Origin of the sequence: Breoghania corrubedonensis, from assembly GCF_003053845.1 — a bacterium.
GTDB lineage: Bacteria > Pseudomonadota > Alphaproteobacteria > Rhizobiales > Stappiaceae > Breoghania > Breoghania corrubedonensis.
The window spans coordinates 104,331-118,199 of record NZ_QAYG01000009.1; the positions used below are offsets into that span (position 1 = coordinate 104,331).

Genomic DNA, 13,869 nt, shown 5'->3' on the forward strand with positions numbered 1-13,869 from the left:
GAGCAATTGCATCCAAGACACCGGCAGGCGCAGCCGCTAAAGTCGGCCAATGACGACGATGAACCAACCCGAGGCCTTCGATCTGACGGTGCTGAACGCGGGTGAGCGCGCCCGCTTCTGGCGCGAGCCGCGCCACGACGCGCTCGAGTGCCTGTCGGCGACCTTCCGGACCCACGTCTATACCCCGCATACGCACGAAACCTATGTGGTGGGTGTCATCGTCGCCGGCTGCGAGGGCGTCAACATCGCGGGCTACCGGGGGGCCGCGCGGCCGGGAGACGTCTGCTTCGTCAATCCCGGCACCTTGCACGACGGATGCCCCGTCGACGGCGGCTACGCCTATCGCACCGCCTATCCGGAAACCGACTTCATCGCCGGGATCGCGGAAGACTTGCTGGGCCGCAGGCCGCGCTCACTGCCGCATTTCCGCACGCCCATCATTCGCGATCCGGCACTTGCCGCCACGTTTGCCGAGGCCCACCGCCGTCTCGAGACCGGTCACGGCAGCCTGGAGAGCGACGAACTCTTCCATCGCTTCTTCGCAATGTCGCTCGTTCGCCACGCCGATCTGGAGCCCGCGGCCCATGCGCTCGACCATCATCCCGGACTGGCGAGGGTACGCGACTATATCGACGCGCATCTTGGCGAGAACATCGACCTCACGACGCTCGCCCACATCGCGGGCCTGAGCCGGCATCATCTCCTGCGCGCTTTCCGCAAGACCTATGGGCTGACGCCCCACGCCTTCCTGCTCGACCGGCGGATCCACACGGCCCGGCGCCTGCTGCTCAAAGGGTTTGCACCGTCGGATGTAGCCGCGGCCTGCGGGTTCTGCGACCAGAGCCACCTGAACCGGGTCTTCAAGGGCCGGATGGGAATTACACCAGGCGTCTTCGCCGCCGCCGCCTGAATAGTCACTCCCACTGAAAACCACCATGCAGAAACACATCAATGGCCCCGACGAGCCCCGGGTCGAATTCACTGCCGGCATCATCAAGGCCTTGCCCATCATTCTGGCGACGGCGCCCTTCGGCCTGCTTCTTGGCGCCATTGCGGCGCAAAAGGGCCTGTCGCTGCTGGAAATCGGGTTGATGAGCACGCTGGTTTTCGCCGGCAGCGCGCAATTCGTCGCCATCGACGTGTGGAGCGCGCCCGCCCCGTGGCTGGCGCTCGGCTTTTCCGCGCTGCTGATCAACCTGCGGCACGTGCTGATGGGCGCCTCGATCGCGCCGAAGCTGGGGCTTTTCCCGCGCGCGCTGAAGCCCTTCGCGATGTATTTCCTGGTCGACGAATTGTGGGCGCTGGCCGAGGCGCGCGCGGCACGCGCGCCCCTCACCCCCGCCTTCTATTTCGGCATGGGGCTCGTCTTCATCGTCGGCTGGAACACGTGGTCGCTGCTGGGCGGCGTCATCGGCCCCGTGCTCGGCGATCCCGCCGCCATCGGCTTCGATTTCGCCTTCACCGCCCTCTTCATCGTGCTGATCGTGAGCTTCTGGAAAGGACCGCAGACGGGTGTGGTGCTGATCGCCAGCGCCGGCACGGCCGCCCTCGTCCACGCCCACGTGGAGGGAGCCTGGTACATTCTGGCCGGAGCCTTCGCCGGCATGATCGCAGCCGCGATCACCTGGCGTGCGGATGACGGCGAGGCCACGAACGCCGAACAGCCGGATTGGAGCGCGGACACGCCCGGCCCGCGCCTGGAGGTGGCTCCCGAACACGCCACAGAGCGCCGCTCATGAGCGCCTTCGATCTCGATCCCGCCACCCTTGCAGCCTTCGTGGCGATGGGCGTTGCCACCTACGCCACCCGTCTTGCCGGTCTCCTGCTGGTCCGCCACATCCCGACCACCGGCCGCTTCAAGGCAGCGCTCGAAGCCGTGCCGCCGGCCGTCCTGATGGCCGTCATCGCCCCCATGGCGATCGCCACCGGCTGGGCGGAAACCATCGCCGCCGCCATCACGGCAATCGCGGCGACGAAATTGCCGCTGTTCGTGGTGGTGGTGATTGGTGTCGTCTCGGTGGTGGCGTTGAGGATGGTGCTGGGGTAGGCCTGCTAGTTAGAAGTTTCTGCTGAGATATTCTTTATTACCGTCAACAAGATACACGAAAATCGGATCCAGATCTTATTATCCAGGATCTTATCAAAGGGGATATTCGGCCACCTGTTTTCGGAATCATTTTCTATTTCCACGTCTGGAGACAGCTCGGATTTCAAGAGATTTAGCAATTCAAGCCGTTTTATATCCGAACTATATGCTTTAGTGCGCCCTAAATTCCCAACGGGAAATTCAAATGAAAGATGATCATTTCTGATAAAACCGATATTTATTGGTTCGCCGTCTGGTGTATTAAAAGGAACTTTAAGAGATGACGGATTTTCAATAGCCTTAACCGCCAAGCCTGAAACAAGGAGGAACTCGGCGATCCGCTCTGCCGCCCGCCGCGCGTCTTTCCCGGCCGTCTTTTCCAGGTCCTCCATCCATTTTTCTTCAGGTTCTTGCAAATGCGAGTACATAAACCACTCTCTCCCAAACTAATGATACTGGCGATGTTCTAGAACTCCACCTCCAGCTCGATGATCTCGTCCGGCTCCTCCATGGCGCCTTCGGTCCATTCCTTCATCAAGGGCCAGTCGAGGATCGTGCGGCAATAGGCTGCTAGTTCCGGTTCCAGCTCCACCGCATAGGTGACGAACCGCGTGCAGACCGGGGCATACATGGCGTCGGCGATGGTCGGCATCTTGCCGAAAAGGTATGGTCCGCCATAGGCCTCCAGGCACTCCGCCCAGATCGCCTTGATCCGCTCCACATCGGGCCGCGCGCCGGAAAAGATCTTGAAGCTCTTGTGTTTCGCCTTGAGGTTCATCGGCAAAGCCGAGCGCAGGTTGTAGAAGCCCGAGTGCATTTCCCCCGAAACCGCACGGCAATGGGCGCGCGCGACCTTGTCTGCGGGAAGCAGCCCCGCCTTTGGAAAGGTCTCCACCAGATATTGCCCGATCGCCAGCGTGTCCCACACCGTGACATCTTCATGCACCAGGCGCGGCACCAGCACCGATGGCGACAGCAACAGCAGTTCCTGGCGTGCCTCGTCGTCAAGATCGACAGGCACCTCTTCGAAATCAAGACCGGCCATCCGGCACAGCAGCCACCCGCGCAGCGACCAGGAAGAATAATTTTTCGAGGAAATCGTCAACGTCGCCATGGAACCAAACCTCCCACATCCGCATTTTGCACCGCGCAATATCTTCTCGCATTGCACAATAAAATGCATTAGCGCATTTTGTGCATATGATCGAGGGGCGGGGCAAACAGGACGGATCCATGATGTATCAGGCTTACCAGCTTCAGGATGACCTGATCGAACCGATGCGCTTTTTCGCGAAACAGTTTCGCAATTCAGCCGATACGCTGCTTTGGAGCTGGAGTGACCCGGCCCGCCGCAGGCTGACGGCCGGGCTGGAAATGCTCGAGCGTTTCGAGATCACACACACGAGCCCGGAATTCGGCATCACCGAGGTGATGAGCGGCAACCGCGTCGTGCCGGTGACGACGCAAGTCGCGCTCGACCTCCCCTTCGCAAAGCTTCTTCACTTCACCAAGAACGTCGATACGCCACAGCCGCGCGTTCTTGTCGTCGCCCCGCTTTCCGGCCACTTCGCCACGCTGCTGCGCGGCACGGTGCAGACGCTGCTGCGCGACCACGACGTCTACATCACCGACTGGACCAACGCCCGCGACGTGCCGGTTTCCGCCGGCCGCTTCGGCGTGGAGGACTACATCTCCTACCTCATCCGCTTCCTGGAGGAGATCGGCCCCGGCGCTCATGTGCTGGCCGTCTGCCAGCCCTGCGTGCAGACGCTGGCCGCCGTCGCCGTCATGTCGCAAGGGCACCACCCCGATACCCCGCTCTCCATGACGCTGATGGCCGGCCCGATCGATCCGCGCGAAAGCCCGACGGAAGTGAACGAGTTCGCGGTCGCCAAGTCGCTCGGCTGGTTCAAGCGCTCGGTCATCTCCACGGTGCCCTCGCGCTATCCCGGCGGCGGGCGGCGCGTCTATCCCGGCTTCCTCCAGCTCACCGCCTTCATGGCGATGAACATGGACCGCCACCGCAAGGCGCACGAGAACCTGTACCAGCACCTTGCTCACGGCCGCGCTGAAGAAGCCAAGAAGATCAAGGACTTCTACGACGAGTATTTCGCCGTCCTCGACATGACGGAGGAATTCTACATCGAGACGATCGACCGTGTGTTCCACAAGGCGGAGCTTGCCAAGGGCGAGTTCACCTACGAGGGCCGACTGGTCGATCCGGGTGCGATCACCCGCACCGCGCTGCTTACCGTTGAAGGCGGACGCGACGACATCTGCGCCATCGGCCAGACGTCTGCCGCGCACGAGCTGTGCAAATCGCTGCGCCCCCACCTCAAACGCCACCACCTGCAGGCCAATGTCGGCCACTACGGCGTCTTCAACGGCAAGCGCTGGGAACGCGAGATCTACCCGGTCGTCAGGAACATGATCCTGTCGATGGAGTAGGTTTCGGCGTTGGAGCCAGCCACGCTGGCGTATTGGGCCAATCGGAATAGATTTCGGAATCGGCGTAAAAGCCTTCGAAATACTCTTCCGGTTGAGCCATCCTCCACGCGCGGTCCGTCATCGCGATCTTGATGTCACAGCTGTCGAACTCCCATGTCATGAGCACCCCGGGGTCCGGCAGATGGATGGCATAGGGACGAGTCCCGGTAATCGCTTCCGGCAAATAATATGGCGGCGCGGCCGGAGCGAAGACAGACAGCGGCTCGTTGAAGACGTTATGCCGAAACTCGTCATATATTTCGATTTCAGGTTTCTCGAGCTGCGACAAGAACTTGAATATGACAGGCTCCAGAACGGGTGACATGTTATCGTCCGTCGGGAAATAGAGATCTTTCAATTCGCAGTAATCTGAGATCTTGACTTGCAGTCCACGAACGATCTCGGAACGTTCCGTCGGGCGAACCATCCCGAGGGCCGCGAGTAGCCAGCCCGCCATATAGAACGAATGCATGCAGCATTCCGGCGCTATCGCAACGCGCATGTCTTCCCACGAAATCGGCACTCCGCGCGCCTTCGCCTTTTCTGCATCGTAACCGGTCCGGTCGATCTGCTCCGTTTCCTCATCAAACCTTCGGCTGACCCGGGACCCATCTGTCTCGGATGCGAGCCAGTAGAACGGCTGAAACGCTACAAAGACATGGTCGTAGATACCATCCCACCATTCCAGCAAAGGAATATCGAGGCCGGGATATATGATCTCGCGCGGAATTTTGCCGGCAGACCCCGATTCCGGGTAAAATCCTGTTTTCATGCCTGCTTCTCCCCCCACCTCACCGGCGGATCGAGCGGCTTCACCGCGCCGACCGGCGGCTGGCCGGTCTTGCCCTTCTTCGCCTTCCAGGTGTTGATCATGTCGTGGATCTCCGCCTGCCGCCCCTTGAGCCCCGGCAGCGAGAACGGATCGAGCCCGGTGAACGGGCGGAACGGATTGCGCCTCAGCGAGCCGTAGATGCCGAGCCGCACCGTCGCCCGGCTGCTCACGCCGCGTGCGTGAAACCCGTGCGTATCGGCCACCACCAGCGTGTTTGCCGGCACCGCCACGCGCACAGGCTCGCCATAGCCCAGATCGCGCAATTCCTCATCCGTGACCCGGAATGACCCCAGCGCATGATGCCGGTTCGTGTCCGCGCGCGCGGTGAGCGACTTCTCGTATTCGAAACGCAGCCGCTCGGGCGTCATCCGGTGCGAGCCCGGCACATAGGTGAAGGGGCCGCCGTCCTCCGTCACATCCTCCAGAAACAGCCAGGCCTTGGCGGTTGCGTGAAAGGTGTCGGAATGAAAAATCGTCTGGGGATCGCGGGGGCCCCGGTCGGGCTCGGCAAAGACCGTGTGCAGGAACACGATCGGATCGGCATCGACCGAAGCCACATAGCGCAGCAGCCCCTGAAACAGCGGGCCGTTGACGAAGGCTCCGATTTCGACGTGCTCGGCGCACATGGCGCGCGTCACCGGCGCAAAACGGGTGACCGCGTTGCCCTGCCACATCTCCTGCGCAGGGAATGCGTTGTCCTCCACCGCGCGCCGCAATGCCCGAAAGTCCGCCTCCGGCAAGGCGTTGCGGCGGATGACGAAACCATCGCGCTCATAGGCTTCGACATCGCTCGGCTCGACCAGATGCGTCAGCCGCCGCCGACGCCAGTCGGCCATGCGTTCGGCGAGCTTCACGCGCTGCAGATGGAGCCCGCGCCGGTTGAGCGCGGGCGAACCGATGATCGGGTTGTGACGAAACGACTTCGCGCCGCTCGCCAGTTCAAGCGCCCACAGCGGCGCCCGCAGCACGTCGAGAGCCTTCATCTCTCCTCCCCTGCGTATGGCCTGTCGCGGGCCGGTGGTGCGCGTGGCCCATCCTTCAGCACCGGGAGAGAACGCCCCGCGCCCTCTCCCGAAAGTGCGCGCCTAGAGCATATCCCGATCAGATTGAACCAATCTGATCGATAAGGATATGCTCAAGGTATTGAATCTGGAGCGATTTCTTGTCGTTCAGACGATTCCGTCTGAACGGAAAGCGCTCTAGTCTTCCAGCGGCGCCGTCGCCTTTTCAAGCCAGTCGCGCGTCCCGGCATCGACCAGCGGCCCGATCCCGGCCAGAACCCGGGCGTGATAGGCATCGACCCAGGCGCGTTCCGCCGCGCTCAGCATGGCGGTCACGATCAGCCGGCGATCGATCGGCACTAGCGTCAGCGTCTCGAAGCCCAGCATCGGCCGGTCGCCGCCTTCGATCCTCTCCGCCGGCGTCACCAGCTCCAGGTTCTCGATGCGGATGCCCCACTTGCCGGCATTGTAGACGCCCGGTTCGTTGGAAACGATCATGCCAGGCTGGAACGGCGTCGTGCCGGTCTTGGCAATGCGCTGCGGCCCTTCGTGAACGCTGAGATAGGAGCCGACGCCATGGCCCGTGCCGTGGTCGAAGTCGAGCCCGGCCTTCCACAGCGGAATGCGCGCCAGCGCGTCCAGCTGCGCACCCGACGTACCCACAGGAAAGCGCGCGGTCGAAATACCGATATGCCCCTGAAGCACCAGCGTGAACTGGCGCCGCATCTCCTCGTCGGGCGTTCCCACCACCATGGTGCGGGTGATGTCTGTGGTGCCGTCCTCGTACTGCGCGCCGGAATCGCACAGATAGATGCTGTTCATCTCGATCGGCAGGCTTGTGGCCGTCGTCACCCGATAGTGGCAGATGGCGGCATTCGGCCCGGCACCGGAGATCGTGTCGAAGGAGATGTCCTTCAGCTTGCCGGTGTCGGCCCGGAAGCCCTCCAGCGCCTTTGCGACAGAAACCTCGTCGAGCCCGCCCTTCGGCGCGTTTTCCTCAAACCACACCAGGAAGCGCGCGAAGGCGGCGCCGTCGCGCCGGTGCGCGGCGCGCGCGCCCTCGATCTCCGCATCGTTCTTGATCGCCTTGGGCAACAGCACCGGATCGGTCCCGAAGCTCACCGTGGCGCCGGCGGCCTCAAGACGCCGCGTGATCGCCTCCGCCGACATGTCGGGATCGACCAGCACCGTGCGGCCCGAAAGCCCGTCCAGCGCCGGCAGGAAGCCATCCGGCTCGCCGACTTCGGCCAACTGGCCGAGCGCATCGGCAACCGTGTTGGAGAGCTTGCGGCGGTCGATGAAGAGCTGGGGGGCCGCATCCGCGCGCAGGATCGTGAAGGCGAGCGCCACCGGCAGATGTGGCAGGTCGTGTCCGCGAATGTTGAAGGTCCAGGCGATGGAATCGGGCTGCGCGATCACGGCCGCATCGAGGCCGGCCTCGCGCAGTTCGACCTTCAGCCGCTCGATCTTGTCCGCCGCCGATACGCCCGCGCTGGAAAGCGGATGCAGCACCACCGCCTCAAGCGGCGGCTCCGGCCGGTCAGTCCAGACCGTATCGATCGGGTTGCCTTCGACGGGAACAAGCTCGGCACCGGCCTTTTCGCAGGCGTCCTTCAGGCGCCTGGCACCGTTCACCGTGTGCAGCATCGCATCGTAGCCGATGCGCATGCCCTTCTTCGCGACAAGCCGGATCCAGGTTGCCGGCGGCGTCTCGATCAGGTGCAGCGGCTCAAACAGCGCCGCATCCACCTGGGCGCGCACCTGCAAGGTATAGCGGCCGTCCACGAAGATCGCCGCCTTGTCCATGAAGACCACGGCCGCGCCGGCGGAACCGGTGAAGCCGGTCAGCCACGCGAGGCGCTCTTCGCTGGGCGCGACGTATTCGTTCTGATGGGTATCGGTCCGCGGGACGATGAGGCCATCGAGACCGCGCCGGGTGAGTTCGGCCCGCAGGGCGACCAGCCGGTCGCCGCGCGCACCTGATTCCGAGGGAGGATCATATGTCTGAAACATGCTTCCAAATTAGCGCGTTCGGCACACGGGGCGATACAGAATTCGCAATTTCAAGCACCGCTCAATGACCCGCCGCTGCGTCATCCCCCACCTCCGAAACAAGGCCGCATGAGTTTCGCACCGCGAGACCTGCGACCAACGGGCGCGTGCCCTCAGGTCGGAGCCCGATTCCGGCCAGACATGGTTAACGGATGATGAAGATCTCTGGCTATCGAACACCGGAAAAGAGCAGAAACCCGCCAATTGATGCCCAAGGCCAAGGCAGTTCGCTCAAGAATTATGCTGCACTGCAAACGTACAATTGCGTACATGTCGAAATGTGAGAGCAGCTATGCAGTGGCCGCGCTTACTGAGGGGTATCGTTGTCCATACCTTGCAATCAGTGAGCGGCGGGCAGGACGGTCCCGACCGCAAGTGACGCAAGGAGATTTCATCATGGCGACTGCCACTGTCACCTCGACCGGACTTCACGGCGGCGCCCGCCACGGCCTGTTCCGCCGCGCTCTCGACCGCATGGTCAGCGCCCGCGAACGCCAGGCACGCCGCTATGTCAACGGATACCTGCTGTCGCTCGACGACGCCACGCTCAACGCTTACGGCTACGACCGTAGCGAGCTGGAGCATGAAGGCTCGATGACGTTTCCCTACTGACTTAATGTCTCCCAACTGAGCCCCTCTCGGGTGGGAAGCCAGGTCAGGCAGGTCAGGACACTTCAGGTACGTGAAGCACGGGGCGCAGCCGCAAGGTGCGCCCCGCTTTCTTTTCAGTAAAGATCCGGGCGCAGCCGCAAGGTGCGCCCCGCTTTCTTTTCAGTAAAGATCCGGGCGCAGCCGCAAGGCGCGCCCCGCTTTCTTTTCAGTAGAGATCCGGGCGCAGCCGCAAGGCGCGCCCCGCTTTCGTATGCGGGGCATGTTCTTTTTCGCACGAAGCGGATTTTCGTGCCAGGAGATCGATCTCTCCTGCGTCATCCCGGACGAGATGCGGCGCGGAGTGCCGCTTCGCAGATCCGGGACCTTCTCGGTGCATGCGGCACGCGTTCCCGGGTCTGCGCAGCAACGTTGCACGTTGCAGCGCGCCCGGGATGACGCTGGCGAGATCGATCAAGACGAGAGGGAGCATCAGGACGTCCCGAATAGCCCTTAAAGCTCGACCCGCGTGTTGGCGAAGGTGAGCGTCAGCCAGTCGTCGTGTTCGATACGGTGGGTGAGACGGAAGCGCTGGTCGCGGTAGGCAGCGATCACGCGCGGCCCGTCGGCAACGCGCAAACCCGACAGCACCAGCGTACCGGGCTTCGCCATCAGCTGCGCGATCGGATGGGCAAGCGCCATCAGCGGACGGGCGAGAATGTTCGCGACGACGAGGTCGAACGGTGCACGCGCGCGAATGCGCGGATGATGAACGCCCGCCGCCGTCACGCATTCCACCAGCCCCCGCACCTCGTTGTGCCGCGCGTTCTCCGTAGCCGCCTTGGTCGCGACCGGATCGATGTCGGTGGCCAGAACAGGCAAATGCGCCAGCTTCGCCATGGCGATGGCGAGAACGCCGGAGCCGGTTCCCAGATCGAGGATAGAGGAATACCGGCGGCGTTTCAGCACCCGGCACAGTTCCTCCAGACACCCGGCCGTGGTGCCGTGATGCCCCGTACCGAAGGCCTGCGCGGCCTCTATCTCGATGCCGATCACGTGCGGCGAGATCTTGTCGCGGTCATGGCTGCCATGGACGACAAAGCGCCCGGCAGTGACCGGCGTCAGGCTTTCCAGCCCCTTGGCGACCCAGTCGATCTCTTCCAGCACGTCCGTCTCCACCGGGGCCGCGAAGGCGTCGGTGCCGACCCGGTCGAGGATCTCGGCCTTCACCGCCTCGGGCTCACCATCGAAGAACAGGATTTCCGCAATCCACGGGCCATCCATCACCGGCTCGTAGACGGAAACCGGATAGGCTTCGTCCTCGTAGGCGGCCTCAAGAATGCCGGCTATGCGCCTGGCTTCGAGTTCATCCGCCGTCACGCGGGCGCGGATCATGGGCATGGAGGGTACGTCCTGGGTAGACGGGTGCGATACGGCGCCCGGAAATGTCTGGTGTTGCGCCTTATAGGGCGAAGGGAAAGGACGCGAAAGGGGTGAGGCAAGAGGCGGGCCGTTCGTCAGGTGGCGCGCCCAGGGCCTGCGCCGCCGCCCCTCACACCGCTTCGACGAAGCTGTCCAGCACCTTCTTGCGGCCGGCCTTCTCGAACTCGATCGTCAGCTTGTTGCCATCGATCGACGCCACTCGGCCGTAGCCGAATTTCAGGTGGAAGATCCGCTCGCCCACCGAATAGGCCGACGCCGTCTCCGTAACGCTTTTCGCGACAAGCTCACCCTCGATGGTCTTCGGTCCGCCACGGGATGCCCCCTTGCGCCCGAACGACCCGCCGCCTTCGGAAAAACCGCCACCGCCATTCTCGCGGCTGCGCTGCGCGCGCTGCCAGCCGGGCGTGGAATAGCTGTTGCCGCCGGCAAACGGATCGCGCGTGTCGAACCGGCTCGCACCATAAGGCCCCATGCCGCTCGACCCGTATCCGCCATAGGAGGATGATTGTTCGGCCACCTCCACGTGTTCTTCCGGCAACTCGTCCAGAAAGCGTGAGGGGATCGAGGTCTGCCACATGCCATGCACGCGCCGGTTGGCGGTGAAGCGGATACGGACACGCTTCTTGCCGCGCGTGATGCCGACATAGGCCAGCCGCCGCTCCTCCTCCAGCCCCGCCTTGCCCGATTCATCGAGCGCGCGCTGGTGCGGAAACAGCCCCTCCTCCCAGCCGGGCAGGAAGACGGTATCGAATTCAAGCCCCTTGGCCGAATGCAGCGTCATGATGGAGACGGCATCGTCGCTGCCGTCGCCGGAATCGCGGTCCATGACCAGCGAGATATGCTCCAGGAACCCGGCCATGGACTCGAATTCGTCCATCGAACGGATCAGTTCCTTCAGGTTTTCCAGCCGCCCCGGCGCATCCGCCGACCGGTCGTTGCGCCACATCTCGGTGTAGCCGCTCTCGTCCAGAATGATCTCGGCCAGATCCGTGTGCCGCATCGTCTCGATCTGCGCGCGCCAGCGGGCGAAATCGGCGAGCAGGTTCTTCAGCGTGTTGCGCGGCTTGGCGCGAAGCTCCTCGGTCTCCACCAGCAGCGAGGCTGCCTGCATCAGCGGAATGTTCTGCGCCCGCGCCAGCGCATGCACCTGCTTCAGCGAGGCATCGCCCAGGCCGCGCTTGGGCGTGTTGACGATGCGCTCGAAGGCCAGATCGTCGGATGTCTGGATGGTTGCGCGGAAGTAGGCAAGCGCATCGCGGATTTCCATGCGCTCGTAGAAGCGCGGGCCGCCGATCACCCGGTAGTTGAGCCCGAGCGTTATGAAGCGGTCTTCGAACTCGCGCATCTGGAAGGACGCACGCACCAGAATGGCGATGTCGTTGAGCGCGTGCCCGTGGCGCTGCAAATCCTCGATCTCGTCGCCGATCGTGCGCGCTTCTTCTTCGGAATCCCACACATTCGCGACCGAAACGCGCTCGGCCTCCGGGTCGTCGTGATCGGTGAACAGCGTCTTGCCCAGCCGGCCCTCGTTCTTCGCGATCAGGTGCGAGGCCGCGGCGAGAATATGGGCGGTGGAGCGGTAGTTCCTCTCCAGCCGGATCACCTTGGCGCCGGGAAAATCGTGGTCGAAGCGCAGGATGTTGTCGACCTCCGCCCCGCGCCAGCCGTAGATCGACTGGTCGTCGTCGCCCACACAGCAGATGTTCTTGTTGCCCTGGGCGAGCAGCCGCAGCCACAGATACTGGGCGATGTTGGTGTCCTGATATTCGTCCACCAGCATGAAGCGGAAGCGATCCTGGAACCCCTTGAGAACCTCCGGGTGCTCGCGGAAGAGCCGGATGGTCAGCAGCAGCAGATCGCCGAAATCGGCGGCGTTCAGAACCGTCAGCCGCTCCTGGTAATCCTGATAGAGCTTGCGGCCCTTGCCGTTGCCAAACGACCGCCCCTCGCCTTCCGACACCTGTTCGGGCGTCAGCCCGCGGTTTTTCCAGCCATCCATCAGCGAGGCGAACTGGCGCGCCGGCCAGCGCTTGGCATCAAGCCCTTCCGCCTCGATCAGCTGCTTGATGAGGCGGATCTGGTCATCAGTGTCGAGAATGGAGAAATCGGGGCGCAGGCCCACAAGCTCGGCATGGCGGCGCAGGATCTTCACGCCGATCGAGTGGAACGTGCCGAGCCACGGCATGCCCTCGACGCTCTCGCCCACGAGCGCGGAAATACGCTGCTTCATCTCGCGCGCGGCCTTGTTGGTGAAAGTCACCGCAAGGATCTGGGAGGGGAACGCGCGCCGCGTTGCCAGAATATGCGCGATGCGGGTGGTCAGCACCCGCGTCTTGCCCGTCCCCGCACCTGCCAGCACCAGCACCGGCCCGTCCAGCGTCTCGACCGCCTCGCGCTGCTCCGGGTTCAACCCGGCAAGATAATCGACGGCAACCGGCGCGGGCCGGACGGCCGCCATGGCGCGCTGGGCGATGCCCCCGGTCGCGGGACGCGGCGGCGCCGGCTCATGGGCTTTCGGCCCCTGCGGCGCAGGCAAGTCCCAGCCGTCCAGATCGTCGTCGCCCATTCCGCCGGAAGTGCTCATTTGTCCACGAATCTCTTGTGTCATCGCGGAACAATATAGCAACGATCGTGGCCCGCGCGAGGCCGGCGGGCCGGTTTCTCGCAAACGTGCCACACCGCTTACGGCCGGGCCGAACCTCCGCTACCGGCCGCTCGGCGCGCGATCATCTCCCGATGGGGTGGAACATGCGCGAGAATACGCCGTCCCGATCGATCACCGCATGCTTCAACGCGCCCAGCACATGCACGACGACGAGCGCGACCATAGGCGTGACCGCCGTCGTATGCACCTCTTCCAGAATTTCGCGGAGTTCGTGGTCGGGCTGCGTGAAGGGCGAAGGAATGGCGAAGAGGCCGAACACCTCCACCGGTCGCGCCATGGACATGACCGTCAACATGCCGGAGACGACCAGCAGCACCGGCAACAGCAGCAATGCCCATTGCACGATGCCGGCCAGAAGCCGTAGCGCGAAGGGATCGTCGCTCACCGGCGGGTGACCCTGGATCGACCGCCAGACGAGCCGCAAGAGGATGAACACGGCAGCCGTTGCGCCAAGCGAAAAGTGCAGTGCCATCAGCGGCCGCGCCGCTTCACGCGAGAGATCCTCGAATTGCTCCCCGATCACGAAGACCGCGATGACCAGACCCGCAACGAGCCAGTGAAGGATGATCGAGGTCCAGCCATATCCGTTACGCGTGTCTGAAAATGCCATTGCAATCTCCAACGAGAACTTGCCTCACCTAAAGCAAGCAATGCCGCGAGGCATCTGACAAGTCTGCGATCTTCCTATGCGACAAACCGGCACAGACGCCGCGCT

The 13,869-nt window shown here is 63.4% G+C and carries 13 protein-coding genes; 5 read left to right on the forward strand and 8 right to left on the reverse strand.

What is annotated here, in order from left to right:
- Positions 1–49 precede the first annotated feature (49 nt).
- The 3 genes from C8N35_RS19045 to C8N35_RS19055 are packed head-to-tail and all read left to right on the forward strand — an operon-like array spanning position 50 to position 2,047.
- The gene (locus tag C8N35_RS19045; RefSeq protein ID WP_107991316.1) at positions 50–910 is read left to right on the forward strand and encodes a helix-turn-helix transcriptional regulator; all 861 of its coding nucleotides are present in this window, start codon (positions 50–52) and stop codon (positions 908–910) included.
- Positions 911–935: 25 nt separating this feature from the next.
- Positions 936–1,739 carry an AzlC family ABC transporter permease gene (locus tag C8N35_RS19050; protein ID WP_107991317.1) on the forward strand — a complete coding sequence of 268 codons (804 nt, stop codon included), beginning with the start codon at positions 936–938 and terminating at the stop codon, positions 1,737–1,739.
- On the forward strand, positions 1,736–2,047 hold the full coding sequence (locus C8N35_RS19055; RefSeq protein WP_107991318.1) for an AzlD family protein: 312 nt from the start codon (positions 1,736–1,738) through the stop codon (positions 2,045–2,047). Before C8N35_RS19050 ends, C8N35_RS19055 begins: the two co-directional genes overlap by 4 nt.
- A gap of 5 nt (positions 2,048–2,052) precedes the next feature.
- On the opposite strand, the gene C8N35_RS23725 is transcribed toward C8N35_RS19055, so the two are convergent.
- Positions 2,053–2,514: a hypothetical protein gene (locus tag C8N35_RS23725; protein ID WP_146177432.1), complete on the reverse strand. Its 462-nt coding sequence runs from the start codon at positions 2,512–2,514 to the stop codon at positions 2,053–2,055.
- Between the two features lie 38 nt (positions 2,515–2,552).
- Positions 2,553–3,200: a glutathione S-transferase gene (locus C8N35_RS19060; RefSeq protein ID WP_245926863.1), complete on the reverse strand. Its 648-nt coding sequence runs from the start codon at positions 3,198–3,200 to the stop codon at positions 2,553–2,555.
- 119 nt (positions 3,201–3,319) lie between these two features.
- On the opposite strand from C8N35_RS19060, the gene C8N35_RS19065 reads away from it, so the two are divergent.
- Entirely contained in the window at positions 3,320–4,534 is a 1,215-nt protein-coding gene (locus C8N35_RS19065) for a polyhydroxyalkanoate depolymerase (protein ID WP_107991397.1), read from the forward strand.
- Here the strand turns inward: C8N35_RS19065 and C8N35_RS19070 are convergent.
- The 3 genes from C8N35_RS19070 to C8N35_RS19080 all read right to left on the reverse strand — a co-directional run bounded on the left by C8N35_RS19070 (position 4,506) and on the right by C8N35_RS19080 (position 8,419).
- Positions 4,506–5,345, reverse strand: a complete 840-nt coding sequence (locus C8N35_RS19070; RefSeq protein ID WP_107991320.1) for a DUF2711 family protein — start codon at positions 5,343–5,345, stop codon at positions 4,506–4,508. The genes C8N35_RS19065 and C8N35_RS19070 overlap by 29 nt on opposite strands.
- Positions 5,342–6,388 (reverse strand): phytanoyl-CoA dioxygenase family protein, encoded by a 1,047-nt coding sequence (locus C8N35_RS19075; RefSeq protein ID WP_107991321.1) that lies wholly within the window; start codon positions 6,386–6,388, stop codon positions 5,342–5,344. Before C8N35_RS19075 ends, C8N35_RS19070 begins: the two co-directional genes overlap by 4 nt.
- A 216-nt stretch (positions 6,389–6,604) precedes the next feature.
- Positions 6,605–8,419 carry an aminopeptidase P family protein gene (locus tag C8N35_RS19080; protein WP_107991322.1) on the reverse strand — a complete coding sequence of 605 codons (1,815 nt, stop codon included), beginning with the start codon at positions 8,417–8,419 and terminating at the stop codon, positions 6,605–6,607.
- Positions 8,420–8,854: 435 nt separating this feature from the next.
- On the opposite strand from C8N35_RS19080, the gene C8N35_RS19085 reads away from it, so the two are divergent.
- On the forward strand, positions 8,855–9,070 hold the full coding sequence (locus C8N35_RS19085) for a hypothetical protein (RefSeq protein WP_107991323.1): 216 nt from the start codon (positions 8,855–8,857) through the stop codon (positions 9,068–9,070).
- A 489-nt stretch (positions 9,071–9,559) separates the two neighbouring features.
- On the opposite strand, the gene C8N35_RS19095 is transcribed toward C8N35_RS19085, so the two are convergent.
- The 3 genes from C8N35_RS19095 to C8N35_RS19105 all read right to left on the reverse strand — a co-directional run bounded on the left by C8N35_RS19095 (position 9,560) and on the right by C8N35_RS19105 (position 13,764).
- Positions 9,560–10,447: a 50S ribosomal protein L11 methyltransferase gene (locus C8N35_RS19095; protein WP_107991325.1), complete on the reverse strand. Its 888-nt coding sequence runs from the start codon at positions 10,445–10,447 to the stop codon at positions 9,560–9,562.
- Between the two features lie 151 nt (positions 10,448–10,598).
- The gene (locus C8N35_RS19100; RefSeq protein WP_245926864.1) at positions 10,599–13,073 is read right to left on the reverse strand and encodes an ATP-dependent helicase; all 2,475 of its coding nucleotides are present in this window, start codon (positions 13,071–13,073) and stop codon (positions 10,599–10,601) included.
- Positions 13,074–13,215: 142 nt separating this feature from the next.
- Positions 13,216–13,764: a cytochrome b gene (locus tag C8N35_RS19105; protein WP_107991327.1), complete on the reverse strand. Its 549-nt coding sequence runs from the start codon at positions 13,762–13,764 to the stop codon at positions 13,216–13,218.
- Positions 13,765–13,869: the final 105 nt, after the last annotated feature.

What these genes read in the sequence shown, in the direction of transcription:
- C8N35_RS19045 (WP_107991316.1), top strand. Translation starts at nt 50, where the DNA reads ATGACGACGATGAACCAACCCGAGGCCTTCGATCTGACGGTGCTGAAC.
- C8N35_RS19050 (WP_107991317.1), top strand. Translation starts at nt 936, where the DNA reads ATGCAGAAACACATCAATGGCCCCGACGAGCCCCGGGTCGAATTCACT.
- C8N35_RS19055 (WP_107991318.1), top strand. Translation starts at nt 1,736, where the DNA reads ATGAGCGCCTTCGATCTCGATCCCGCCACCCTTGCAGCCTTCGTGGCG.
- C8N35_RS23725 (WP_146177432.1), bottom strand. Translation starts at nt 2,514, where the DNA reads ATGTACTCGCATTTGCAAGAACCTGAAGAAAAATGGATGGAGGACCTG.
- C8N35_RS19060 (WP_245926863.1), bottom strand. Translation starts at nt 3,200, where the DNA reads ATGGCGACGTTGACGATTTCCTCGAAAAATTATTCTTCCTGGTCGCTG.
- C8N35_RS19065 (WP_107991397.1), top strand. Translation starts at nt 3,320, where the DNA reads ATGATGTATCAGGCTTACCAGCTTCAGGATGACCTGATCGAACCGATG.
- C8N35_RS19070 (WP_107991320.1), bottom strand. Translation starts at nt 5,345, where the DNA reads ATGAAAACAGGATTTTACCCGGAATCGGGGTCTGCCGGCAAAATTCCG.
- C8N35_RS19075 (WP_107991321.1), bottom strand. Translation starts at nt 6,388, where the DNA reads ATGAAGGCTCTCGACGTGCTGCGGGCGCCGCTGTGGGCGCTTGAACTG.
- C8N35_RS19080 (WP_107991322.1), bottom strand. Translation starts at nt 8,419, where the DNA reads ATGTTTCAGACATATGATCCTCCCTCGGAATCAGGTGCGCGCGGCGAC.
- C8N35_RS19085 (WP_107991323.1), top strand. Translation starts at nt 8,855, where the DNA reads ATGGCGACTGCCACTGTCACCTCGACCGGACTTCACGGCGGCGCCCGC.
- C8N35_RS19095 (WP_107991325.1), bottom strand. Translation starts at nt 10,447, where the DNA reads ATGCCCATGATCCGCGCCCGCGTGACGGCGGATGAACTCGAAGCCAGG.
- C8N35_RS19100 (WP_245926864.1), bottom strand. Translation starts at nt 13,073, where the DNA reads ATGAGCACTTCCGGCGGAATGGGCGACGACGATCTGGACGGCTGGGAC.
- C8N35_RS19105 (WP_107991327.1), bottom strand. Translation starts at nt 13,764, where the DNA reads ATGGCATTTTCAGACACGCGTAACGGATATGGCTGGACCTCGATCATC.